This is a genomic window from uncultured Campylobacter sp. (assembly GCF_937973075.1).
Taxonomy (GTDB): domain Bacteria; phylum Campylobacterota; class Campylobacteria; order Campylobacterales; family Campylobacteraceae; genus Campylobacter_B.
Genome location: NZ_CALBWL010000061.1, coordinates 81,133 through 91,708 on the forward strand (window position 1 = coordinate 81,133; position 10,576 = coordinate 91,708).

A 10,576-nucleotide genomic window follows, 5' to 3' on the forward strand; every position below is an offset into this window, starting at 1 on the left:
AAACGGATGAAAGGAATAATTTCTCAGGTAATGGGTCCCGTGGTCGATGTCGATTTCAAGGACTACTTGCCGAAGATTAATGAAGCTATCGAGGTTAAATTTGACGTCGAAGGGGCTCATCGTAGGCTGATCCTAGAGGTAGCTGCACACCTTGGAGACAACCGCGTCCGTACGATTGCTATGGATATGAGCGACGGACTGAGGCGAGGACTTGAGGCCGTCGCTTTGGGCGCGCCTATTACTGTGCCAGTGGGCGAGAAGGTTTTGGGCAGAATTTTTAATGTCACGGGCGATCTGATAGATGAGGGCGAGGATGAGAAATTTGAAACGCGTTGGTCGATCCACAGAGATCCACCTAGCTTTGAAAATCAAAGCACGAAGAGTGAAATTTTTGAAACCGGCATTAAGGTAGTCGATCTGCTAGCCCCTTACGCGAAGGGCGGTAAGGTAGGATTATTCGGCGGTGCGGGCGTCGGTAAGACCGTTATTATTATGGAGCTAATTCACAACGTCGCTTTCAAACACAGCGGCTACTCCGTATTTGCGGGCGTCGGCGAACGAACGAGAGAGGGAAACGACCTTTATAACGAGATGAAAGAATCGGGTGTTTTGGATAAGGTTGCCTTAACCTACGGTCAGATGAACGAACCGCCGGGAGCGAGAAACCGTATCGCGCTAACCGGCCTTACGATGGCTGAGTATTTTCGCGACGAGCTTGGGCTTGACGTTTTGATGTTTATCGACAATATCTTCCGTTTCTCGCAGTCGGGTTCGGAGATGTCCGCGCTTTTAGGACGAATTCCGTCCGCGGTCGGTTATCAGCCTACGCTTGCTAGCGAAATGGGTAAATTACAGGAGCGCATCACTTCGACCAAAAAGGGCTCTATCACCTCCGTTCAGGCCGTTTACGTGCCTGCGGACGACCTTACCGACCCAGCTCCTGCGACCGTTTTCGCGCACCTTGATGCGACGACCGTTTTAAACAGAGCGATTGCTGAAAAAGGAATTTATCCTGCCGTCGATCCACTTGATTCGACCTCAAGAATGCTTGATCCGCAAATCATCGGCGAGGAGCATTACAAGGTCGCTCGCGGCGTTCAGGCAGTACTTCAGAAATATAAAGATTTGCAAGACATTATCGCGATTTTAGGTATGGACGAGCTTAGCGAAGAGGATAAGCTCGTAGTCGAGCGCGCTAGAAAGATCGAGCGCTACCTATCTCAGCCGTTTTTCGTAGCCGAGGTATTTACCGGAAGTCCGGGCAAATATATCTCGCTAGAGGAAACTATCGTTGGCTTTAAGGGAATTTTAGAGGGCAAATACGACGATCTGCCGGAGAATGCCTTTTATATGGTGGGAAATATCGACGAGGTAGTAGCAAAAGCTGAAAAGATGAAAGCATAGGAATTTTAAGATGAAAGAATTTTTGCTTTTAGATATCGTTACGCCCGAAGGGATGGTCTTTTCGGGTGAGGTTAAATCCGTCCAACTCCCTGGCATCACCGGTGAGATGGGCGTTTTACCTGGGCATGCGAGTTTGCTAACGGGACTTAAAGACAAAAGCGAAGGCGGAGTCGTTGAGATCGTAGATAAAGATGGCAAAAAGCAGCTTGTTTTGGTAAACGACGGATTTTTGGAAGTTACCGAAGAAAAAACTACTATTCTAGCCACTCAAGCCGTAGCTATCGGAGGTGATAGCGAAAGCGCCGTAGCGAAGTCTTTGCAGCGCGCCAAAGATATGCTTGCGTCCATTAGCTCCGATGCGGCAAATTCCGCAGCGATAATGGCTAGAGTCGACGAATTCGCAAGGCAAAGTTAAATATGCTAGATCTAATTTTAAGTTATTTTACGAGAAGCACGTTCATTACGATATTCGTGCTTTCTTGGTTATCCGTCTATTTTGTCGTTACTTTTACGATTTTGATCTCCAGATTTGTAGGGCTTAGTGCGTGGCAACACCGCGAAGCAAAAGCACTCGAATCCTTGCTGATGGGCGGTAGGATTTCGCTTTCGGGCTCTATTTTTCAAAAAGTAAATACCGATAAAATTTCAAAAGAAGCCTTGGAAATTTATAAAGGCAAGGCCGAACGCGACTCCACTAGCGGACTTACCTGGCTATCTATCGTCGCCTCTACTTCGCCATTTATCGGGTTATTTGGTACGGTCGTTAGCATACTTCACACATTTTCCAAGCTCGGCGGTGGGAATTCCGGCATCGATACTATCGCTCCTGCGATCAGTGAGGCGCTAGTTGCCACAGGATGTGGAATTTTTGTAGCGATCCCTGCATACACCTTCAGCTTACTTATAAAACGCAAAGCATACGAAGTTATGAGCATTATAAATCGTACAGCGGATATTTTGCTATTTAAAGCAAACACTGGAAAAGCTATTTAATGTATAATTTCGACGAAAATCCAGAGTTAAATATCACTCCGCTCGTCGATATTATGCTTGTTTTGCTAGCGATTTTAATGGTCGCGCAAACGGCGATTATCTACGATGAGAAGATCGAACTGCCTAGCGGCTCAAAAGCACAGGTTTCGGAAAATACCGCAGAATTCTTGCTTGTGCGTATCGGCGAAGATCGCAAGGTTTATATCGACAAAAGCTCGATGAACCTAGTTGAATTCCCGGATAATCTCGTGCTGCTTAAAGGCACCGGCAAGTATAGCTTGGAAAAACCCGTCTATATCCAAGCCGATAAGAGACTCGTTTACGACGATGTGATGTTTGTCTTAAAGAGCTTAAAGCAAGCGGGTTTTACAAAAGTCGCGCTTCAAACAAATGGCTAATTATTCAAATTTTACGGGGGTTAAATACGATAATTTTAAATCGTTTTTAATCGCCCTTTTTGCCTATCTGCTGGTGATTTTTGTTCTTTTATATCAAATTTCAAAGCCGCAGGAAAAATTTAAAAAATATACTGACAATCCCAACGATTATATGGATGTTACTTTTGATTTCGAAATAGATGATAAACTTCCGTCTGCGCCTGAAATCGCTAAAGAAACAAAGCAAGGCGAGTTTGAAAATAAGAATGTGAAGGATGTGCCGGAGGATAAAATTAAGACTACGGCGCAAGTAGTTCCGCCACCTCCGGTGCAGGCGAAGCCAAAAGAGCCCGAAAAGCCGAAGGAAGAGCCGAAGCCGGAACCTAAAAAGGACGAGCCTAAGGCTGAGCCCAAAAAAGAGGAGCCCAAGCCCGAGCCTAAGTTGGAAGATAAACCTTCCGAAAAAGTAGTAGAGAAAAAAGAGGAAGCTAAGTCGGAGCCAAAAAAAGAGGAAAAACCGAGCTTGAGCGATCTTTTTTCGGATACGACTAAGGACAATAAGAAGCTTGAGGAGAGCGCTAAAGCTAGCGACGCCGTTCAGAGTAACAAAAAGTCCGATAAAGAAACCGCCACCTCTAGTGCTAAGGATAAAGCGGCATCTAAAAATGCTGTGGTCAAATCCGATAAGCTTGGCGGCAGGACGCAAAGGACGGGCGAGTATAACGCTTATTACGGCGCTATCGAGAAGAAGCTTCAGGTTCTATGGAGCAGATATGTGGCGACCGCGAAGGACGACGCAAGGATTAAGATAGTCTTTGGCGCAGATGGGCGAGTGGCAGATTATACTATTATAGAGCTGGGGCGAGAGACTGAATTTAATCAGAAGTTGCGAGACTTTTTGGATAATCTATCGACTCAGACTTTCCCGAAGTCTCCCGACGGAGCGTCGCATGAGATTGATACTAGGATGTCCGACGTGATGAAGACAAATTAGAATTCGTAAGGGAAAAAAGTGAAGAGACTTTTTTGTATTTTTGCGTTTTGCTGTATGCTTTTTGCAAAGGATGTGGATTCTGCTAAAAATTCTACCTCTTCAAATTTAAACATCGAAATTCAAAATTCCTATAAAATTGAGATTTATTATAATGATGTTAAAAAACAGCTGGGTTATTTGTGGCGGGCGCAAAAAATGACCCCTGCTGAAGGTAGCGTGCTGCTCAATGTAAGCTTAAGTGCTGATGGGAAAGTTATTGATTATAGCACAGATTATTTGGAGGGGGATGAAATATTCCGCAAAAAACTTAAGAACTTTTTGGTGAGGCTTCCGAAACAACGCTTTGCAAAAGCGCCAGACAACGAGCCTCGTAAATTTGGGATTTCTTTAAAATATAATGTTAAGTCAGATCAAATTAAGGAGAAAAGATGAAGAAACTACTTTTGATTCTTGCATTTTGTAGTAGCATTTTCGCGGCAGATGCGACTATGTCTATCGTAAACGAAGGGGTAAATCTACCTAAAATCGTCGTTCAGGATGCATCGAACCTTGCAAATTCAGAATTTGGCAACAAATTCTTTAAACTTATGGTGGGCGATCTAAAGGTCGGCGCGACTTTTGAAGTCAGCGACGAGTATCTACAAAGCAGCTATGATGCGGGTGCTTCCGATAATCTAGGCTCTAGCGGTGCCGCTCTTATCGTGCGTTACGCGGTAAGTGATAAAAGCTCGCCGATGAGCCTAAAAGCCAAAGTGCTCGAGGCGAACAGCGGCAGGGTGATGTACGAGAAGAGCTTTACGCTTTCAAATGCCGAGAAATATCCATTTTTAGCACACATGGCGGTATCTGAAATCGTCAAGCAGCTAGGGTACTCAAACGTCGATTGGATGAAGGAGATGATTTTGCTCTCTCGCTATACTTCGACGCGCGAGAGCGAGATTATGGTGGCGGATTATACGCTTACCTATCAGCAGGTGGTGCTTCGTGGCGGATTAAATATCTTCCCTAAATGGGCAAGTGCAGCGCAGAACGAATTTTATTACACCTACTATGTCAATAAAAATACGCCCGCTATCTATAAATTTAATCTATCCAATGGTAGCAAGAGTAAAATTTTTACCGGTCACGGCATGACAATAGCTTCAGATGTAAGCGCCGACGGCAGAAAGCTTTTAATCACCAATGCGCCTAAAGATCAACCCGATATTTATTTGTATGATATAGCCTCGGGCAGCGCTAAACAGATTACTGATTACGCTGGCATTGATGTAAATGGAAATTTTATCGACGGCGATTCGCGCATAGCTTTTGTTAGCGACCGTCTGGGTTATCCAAACGTATTTGCCACTAGCATAAACGGCGGCAACGTTCAGCAGCTCGTCTATCATGGCAAAAACAATAACTCCATCAGCACAAATGGCAATTACGTTACTTACTCTAGTCGCGATGGCGGGGGCGGATTTAATATATATTTAATCTCAACTCAAACCGATATGATTCGCCAGTTAACGGCTAGCGGCAAAAATATGTTTCCTAGATTTTCTAGCGATGGCGGTAGCATTATGTTTATCAAGCAAGACGGCGGCGGAAGCTCGGTAGGTATTATCAGAGTTAACGAGAATAAAAGTTTTCAATTTCCGTTAAGAGTGGGTAAAATTCAATCGGTTGATTGGTAAAATATTAAAAAATCTCGTGATATAATGACTTCAATTTTTTTTGAAAGGATAGAAAATGAAACATTTAGTTTTATCTTCGATAGCAGTTGCTGCTCTATTATTGAGCGGTTGTTCTAAAAAGACCCCAGAGGCCGATACTACAAGCACAAGTAATGCAGATAGACTAGCTGCTTTGGCATCTCAGATCCAAAGTGAAGTTGGCACTGTTTATTTCGACTTTGATAAATTTAATATTAGAGCCGATCAACAAGGCACAATCAATAATAACGCAGCTCTATTCAACCAAGCAGGGGCAGAGTCTCTAACTGTTAAAGTTGAGGGTAACTGCGATGAGTGGGGTTCTGATGAGTACAACTATGCTCTTGGTCTAAAGAGAGCTACTGCAGCTAAAGACGCATTGGTTGCTCAAGGCGTAAATGAGAGCAGAATTTCCGTAGTAAGCTACGGCGAGAGCAATATGGCTTGCACAGAGCATTCTAAAGAGTGCGACGCTCAAAATAGACGCGATGAATTCAAAGTTGGATTCTAATTTGAAATTTAAAAATTTCACGGTGGCGGCTCTTTGTGGAGTCGCCACTTTTTTAAATGCAGAAACTTCTGCATTTGATGCTGGCAATATTGATTCAGGTAGCTCTTATGGACTAACCGAAAACGAACAAGTATTGCGCGATAACCGCAAGCGTATAAGCGAGATGCAAACTAGCGTAGATAATACACGCGAGAGTGTCGAAGGTTTGCGAAGCGTTTTTGAAGGAACAAATTCTAAAATTTCGAACCTGGAAAACAGGGTGGCGGATCTAGAAATTCGTACTACGGGCAAAAGCCAAGGCAACAGCGAGCTAGATCAGATGAAACGAGATATCGCAACTATAAAAGCCCAAATCGCTGAAATCAATAAAAAATTAGGTAGCGGCGGCAGCGTAAAAAAAAACGCTGAATTAGACGCAGGCACTGCTTCAGTCCCTGCTAGTACAAAATCAGACTCCGATTTTAAATCAAAAGATCAGTCTTCAGTATTGAAAGAGGCTGACACTTTATATGCCAAAAAAGACTATTCCGGCGCAAAAGAGCGCTACAATTATTTAGTATCTAAAAATTACAAGCCCGCTAAGGCAAACTATATGCTGGGCGAAATTTCATATTTTTCCGGCTCATACGCAGAAGCGATAAACTACTACAAAAAGAGTATCTCGCACAATGAGAGCCAAGACTACACCCCAAAACTTCTTTATCACACCGCGATCAGCTTCGATAAGATCGGCGATAAAGACAGCGCAGATAAATTCTACAAAGCGCTAAAGGCTTCATACCCGGATTCCAAAGAAGCTAAAGCCGCGCCCACTAGATAACCTAAATTTAAATACAAACTCAAAAATAAAATTCTAAACAGGAGAAAACTATGGCTAACAACCGAGTTATAAAGATGCATTATGAGCTAAAAGACGGTAAAACCGGCGAAATTTTAGAGTCAAATTTAAACTCCGACCCGATCGCCTTTCTTAGCGGGAAAGATCAAATCATCCAAAAGCTGGAGGATGAAATTTTAAATCTACAAGCGGGCGAGAGCAAAACGGTTCGCATAAGCCCGAGCGACGGGGTCGGCGAGTATAAGCAGGACGCCGTGCAGATCCTACCTAAAGAGCAGTTCGCGGGCATCGATCTGGTCGTGGGTATGGAGCTTTTCGGCCAGGCGGAGGACGGTGCAACTACCCGCGTGAGCGTCAAAGCTATCGGCGAGCAGGACGTTACCATCGACTTTAACCATCCATTCGCGGGCAAGGAGCTGGAATTTAATATAAAGATCGTCGAGAACCGCGAAGCGACGGCGGACGAAATTCTTACCGGACAGCCGGAGGGTGCGCACAGCTGCGGCTGCGGTCATAACCATCATCACGAGGGGCACGAGTGTTGCGGCGGACACGGACACGATCACGCAGAGGATCACGAGTGTTGCGGCGGCCACGATCACGGAAAAGATCACGAGTGCTGCGGCGGGCACCACCACGAACATTAGGCTTTTTTATGAAATTTGCTTTTATCTTCCCCGGACAGGGCTGCCAAAGCGTAGGCATGGGCAGGGAGTTTTACGAAAACTCCGCTTCTGCGCGCGCGCTTTTGGATGAGGCTTCAGACTTTACCGGCATCGATTTTAAAAATTTACTGTTTGAGCCCGGCGACAAGCTTGACGTTTCGGAATTTACGCAGCCTGCTATCGCGCTAAATTCTATGATGGCGCTTTCGGCGCTACAAGAAAGAGCGGATCAAGAAAAGCTTAACATCGCTCCGCAGTTCTTGCTCGGACATTCGCTGGGCGAGTTTAGCGCGCTAAGCGCCGCGGGAGGCATAGAATCAAAGCAAATGCTAAAGCTAGTAAATATTCGCGGTAGGCTCATGCAGAACGCCTGCGAGGGCAAAGGCGCCGGAATGATGGTGATCTTGGCTCTTGCCGACGAGGCAGTTGAAAAAATTTGCGCGAATGCGACGAGTGCAGGCAAGCAGGTTTGGGCGGCGAATTATAACTGCGACGGGCAGATCGTAGTTGCGGGCAAAAAAGACGATCTCGCGGCACTCGAGGGCGAGTTTAAGGCCGCAGGCGCAAAGCGCGCGATGTTGCTGAATATGAGCGTCGCAAGCCACTGCCCGATGCTACAAAGCGCCAGCGACGAGCTTTTGGAATTTTTGCGCCCCGCGCTAAAAGAGAGCTTCGCCCCAGTCGTCGCTAACGCCACGGCGCGAGCATACGGGGCGAAATCCGAGGCGCTGGAGCTGCTTAAAGCCCAGCTTATCAGTCCCGTGCTTTACAAACAAAGCATCAAAAATTACGAGAGCGAGACGGATTGCTTCGTCGAGTTCGGCGCGGCGGTTTTAAAAGGTATAAACAAAAAGATCACGCAGAAGCCGACCTTCAGCATCACGGATCTTGCGAGCCTAGACGAGTTTTTGAAATTTGCAAAGGAGAATGGATGAAAGTAGCGATCTTGGGCGCTATGTCCGAAGAGATCGAGCCGCTATTGTCCGCACTGCGCGAGCGGGGCGTGAGCGTGGAGGCTACGGAGCATGCGAATAATAAATTCTACGCCGCCAAGCTTAACGGTCACGATCTAGTGATCGCATATTCGAAGATCGGCAAGGTAAATTCCGCTCTGACGGCTACGGTTATGATCGAGAAATTCGGCGCGCGCGCGCTCATTTTTACAGGCGTCGCGGGGGCTTTGAAGCGCGGCATTAAGATCGGCGAAATTTTATACGCCACCTCGCTCGTGCAGCACGATCTGGACATCACGGCGTTTGGGCATCCGCACGGATTCGTGCCTGGAAGTAAAATTTCAGTCCAAACCGACGCAAAGCTAAATTCTATCGCGCAAAGCGTCGCCGAGCAGCTTGGCATCACGCTAAAATCGGGCATTATCGCTAGCGGCGATCAGTTCGTAAGCGGCGAGGAGCGCAAGAGCTGGATCGAGCGGACGTTTGACGCGAGCGCGGTCGAGATGGAGGGGGCGAGCGTGGCGCAGGTATGCGACGCGCTGGGTGTGCCGTTTTGCGTGCTGCGCGCGATAAGCGACGAGGCGGGGCACAAAGCCGAGTTCGACTTTGACGAGTTTATGGTAAAAAGCGCACAAACGAGCGCAAATTTCGTCCTAAAAATGATCGAAAGGTTATGATAAACCTCTCCAAAAAGTTACTGCGCCGGGTCGGACAAACCAACGCCAAATACAAGATGTTCGAGCGCGGCGATAAAATTTTACTAGCTCTTAGCGGCGGCAAGGATAGCATGAGCTTGGCGCACGTGCTGAAGCATTTCCAAAACGTAAGCCCGCTAGATTGGGAGTTTCGAGCCGTTACCGTCACCTACGGTATCGGCGAGGACCTGCGCGAGATAAGTGCCCATTTTAAAGAGCACGAGATCCCCTACGAGATAATTGATACTAAAATTTTTGAATTCGGCAAGGAAAAGATCCGCGCAAACACCACGTTTTGCAGCTTTTGCTCGCGTATGAGGCGCGGATACATCTACTCCTACGCGCTTGAGCACGGCTTTAATAAGATCGCCATCGCCCACCACCTCGACGACGCCGCGGAGAGCTTTTTTATGAATTTTACCTTTAACGGCGCGCTTCGAACTCTCGCTCCACGCTATGTCGCCGAAAACGGGCTTGTGATCATCCGCCCGTTCATTCTTGCGCGCGAGCGCCAAATCGCCGCTTGTGCTAGAGATAACGAGCTTCCGATCATGCGCGAGGAGGAGGTTTGCCCCGCGAAGCAATACGGAGACAAGGCACCCACCGCGCGTGCCGCTACGAAGGAGCTTTTGGCACAGTATGAAAAGACTCATCCGAGGTTTTTTATCAGCCTGCAAGCCGCCTTTGCCAACATCCACGAAGAGACTTTTTTCGAGCCTAAATTTTAAAATTTTAAGCGGTTTGTACTCCTTCGCTCAAACGAATTCAAAGCGCGCATTTCTTGCGATAGCATGAGTTTCGTGCGCCTAGTTCGATTTTTTGGCTTGAATGAGCCTGACGCACGTAGAGCAGTTGTCTTCCCCTGTGCTCGAACGAGCTGTGAGCCACAGCGTGAGTAGTTGGATCACTGTGTCTAAATTGCGGTGCGGGCGATTGCGTTTCTGGGTATGGGTTGTGCACGAGCCGCGGCGAATAGCTATCCCCCTGCGTCTAAAAAGCCGTGCGCGCGAGCAGTTGCTCCCTCTGCGCCCGAGAAGCTACGAGCTATAGTAGGTTGTGCGTTGCTGTATCTGTTTTTACAAAACAGCCGTGGCTGTTTTCGGCGCCGCCCTCTCGTCTTGCTCAAAAGCCGCCCGTACCAAGCGGAGCCTTACGAGCGAGTGTTAAGAGGCTCGCAAAGCTTGCTCGAAAGATAGTTGTAGAAATTTTATTCCGAAAAGTATTTTTGAAATTTTACTTCACAAAATTTTCAAATTCTCAACCAGACTAAATTTTAAAATTTTAACGAACCCCGATTCAAAACTCCGACGAAGCCGAATTATGAAATTTTACCCCACAAAATTTTAAAATTTTATCCGCAGGCTATAGTTTGAAGCGTATTCGTAGATCCGATCGTCGTGCGCCGTAAATTTAAACCGCTCGCCTGTTCTGCAAAATGTTTCAAAAATTTTA

At 46.6% G+C, this 10,576-nt stretch carries 13 protein-coding genes; all 13 read left to right on the forward strand.

What is annotated here, in order from left to right; translation table 11 throughout:
* Positions 1-6 precede the first annotated feature (6 nt).
* The 13 genes from atpD to Q0274_RS08265 are packed head-to-tail and all read left to right on the forward strand — an operon-like array spanning position 7 to position 9,852.
* Positions 7-1,404: a F0F1 ATP synthase subunit beta gene (gene atpD / locus Q0274_RS08205; RefSeq protein WP_298028852.1), complete on the forward strand. Its 1,398-nt coding sequence runs from the start codon at positions 7-9 to the stop codon at positions 1,402-1,404.
* Between the two features lie 10 nt (positions 1,405-1,414).
* The gene (atpC, locus tag Q0274_RS08210; protein WP_297881207.1) at positions 1,415-1,819 is read left to right on the forward strand and encodes an ATP synthase F1 subunit epsilon; all 405 of its coding nucleotides are present in this window, start codon (positions 1,415-1,417) and stop codon (positions 1,817-1,819) included.
* Between the two features lie 2 nt (positions 1,820-1,821).
* The gene (locus tag Q0274_RS08215; protein ID WP_005869630.1) at positions 1,822-2,397 is read left to right on the forward strand and encodes a MotA/TolQ/ExbB proton channel family protein; all 576 of its coding nucleotides are present in this window, start codon (positions 1,822-1,824) and stop codon (positions 2,395-2,397) included.
* Positions 2,397-2,795 (forward strand): biopolymer transporter ExbD, encoded by a 399-nt coding sequence (locus Q0274_RS08220; RefSeq protein ID WP_298028855.1) that lies wholly within the window; start codon positions 2,397-2,399, stop codon positions 2,793-2,795. Before Q0274_RS08215 ends, Q0274_RS08220 begins: the two co-directional genes overlap by 1 nt.
* Entirely contained in the window at positions 2,788-3,768 is a 981-nt protein-coding gene (locus Q0274_RS08225; RefSeq protein WP_298028857.1) for a TonB C-terminal domain-containing protein, read from the forward strand. Before Q0274_RS08220 ends, Q0274_RS08225 begins: the two co-directional genes overlap by 8 nt.
* 18 nt (positions 3,769-3,786) lie before the next feature.
* Complete coding sequence (locus Q0274_RS08230) at positions 3,787-4,200, forward strand: hypothetical protein (protein WP_298028859.1); 414 nt, start codon at positions 3,787-3,789, stop codon at positions 4,198-4,200.
* Positions 4,197-5,444 carry a Tol-Pal system protein TolB gene (gene tolB / locus Q0274_RS08235; protein WP_298028861.1) on the forward strand — a complete coding sequence of 416 codons (1,248 nt, stop codon included), beginning with the start codon at positions 4,197-4,199 and terminating at the stop codon, positions 5,442-5,444. Before Q0274_RS08230 ends, tolB begins: the two co-directional genes overlap by 4 nt.
* 55 nt (positions 5,445-5,499) lie before the next feature.
* The gene (locus Q0274_RS08240; protein WP_291938293.1) at positions 5,500-5,973 is read left to right on the forward strand and encodes an OmpA family protein; all 474 of its coding nucleotides are present in this window, start codon (positions 5,500-5,502) and stop codon (positions 5,971-5,973) included.
* Positions 5,951-6,793, forward strand: a complete 843-nt coding sequence (locus Q0274_RS08245) for a tetratricopeptide repeat protein (protein WP_298028863.1) — start codon at positions 5,951-5,953, stop codon at positions 6,791-6,793. The genes Q0274_RS08240 and Q0274_RS08245 overlap by 23 nt, the downstream gene beginning before the upstream one ends.
* A gap of 50 nt (positions 6,794-6,843) precedes the next feature.
* Positions 6,844-7,458, forward strand: a complete 615-nt coding sequence (locus tag Q0274_RS08250) for a peptidylprolyl isomerase (RefSeq protein WP_298028865.1) — start codon at positions 6,844-6,846, stop codon at positions 7,456-7,458.
* Positions 7,459-7,466: 8 nt separating this feature from the next.
* Positions 7,467-8,411, forward strand: a complete 945-nt coding sequence (fabD, locus tag Q0274_RS08255) for an ACP S-malonyltransferase (RefSeq protein WP_298028867.1) — start codon at positions 7,467-7,469, stop codon at positions 8,409-8,411.
* Complete coding sequence (locus Q0274_RS08260) at positions 8,408-9,106, forward strand: 5'-methylthioadenosine/adenosylhomocysteine nucleosidase (RefSeq protein ID WP_298028869.1); 699 nt, start codon at positions 8,408-8,410, stop codon at positions 9,104-9,106. The genes fabD and Q0274_RS08260 overlap by 4 nt, the downstream gene beginning before the upstream one ends.
* On the forward strand, positions 9,103-9,852 hold the full coding sequence (locus tag Q0274_RS08265) for an ATP-binding protein (protein ID WP_298028870.1): 750 nt from the start codon (positions 9,103-9,105) through the stop codon (positions 9,850-9,852). The genes Q0274_RS08260 and Q0274_RS08265 overlap by 4 nt, the downstream gene beginning before the upstream one ends.
* Positions 9,853-10,576 lie beyond the last annotated feature (724 nt).

Excerpts from the sequence above, each read along its gene's own strand:
- atpD (WP_298028852.1), top strand. The coding sequence starts at position 7 with ATGAAAGGAATAATTTCTCAGGTAATGGGTCCCGTGGTCGATGTCGAT.
- atpC (WP_297881207.1), top strand. The coding sequence starts at position 1,415 with ATGAAAGAATTTTTGCTTTTAGATATCGTTACGCCCGAAGGGATGGTC.
- Q0274_RS08215 (WP_005869630.1), top strand. The coding sequence starts at position 1,822 with ATGCTAGATCTAATTTTAAGTTATTTTACGAGAAGCACGTTCATTACG.
- Q0274_RS08220 (WP_298028855.1), top strand. The coding sequence starts at position 2,397 with ATGTATAATTTCGACGAAAATCCAGAGTTAAATATCACTCCGCTCGTC.
- Q0274_RS08225 (WP_298028857.1), top strand. The coding sequence starts at position 2,788 with ATGGCTAATTATTCAAATTTTACGGGGGTTAAATACGATAATTTTAAA.
- tolB (WP_298028861.1), top strand. The coding sequence starts at position 4,197 with ATGAAGAAACTACTTTTGATTCTTGCATTTTGTAGTAGCATTTTCGCG.
- Q0274_RS08240 (WP_291938293.1), top strand. The coding sequence starts at position 5,500 with ATGAAACATTTAGTTTTATCTTCGATAGCAGTTGCTGCTCTATTATTG.
- Q0274_RS08245 (WP_298028863.1), top strand. The coding sequence starts at position 5,951 with ATGAATTCAAAGTTGGATTCTAATTTGAAATTTAAAAATTTCACGGTG.
- Q0274_RS08250 (WP_298028865.1), top strand. The coding sequence starts at position 6,844 with ATGGCTAACAACCGAGTTATAAAGATGCATTATGAGCTAAAAGACGGT.
- fabD (WP_298028867.1), top strand. The coding sequence starts at position 7,467 with ATGAAATTTGCTTTTATCTTCCCCGGACAGGGCTGCCAAAGCGTAGGC.
- Q0274_RS08260 (WP_298028869.1), top strand. The coding sequence starts at position 8,408 with ATGAAAGTAGCGATCTTGGGCGCTATGTCCGAAGAGATCGAGCCGCTA.
- Q0274_RS08265 (WP_298028870.1), top strand. The coding sequence starts at position 9,103 with ATGATAAACCTCTCCAAAAAGTTACTGCGCCGGGTCGGACAAACCAAC.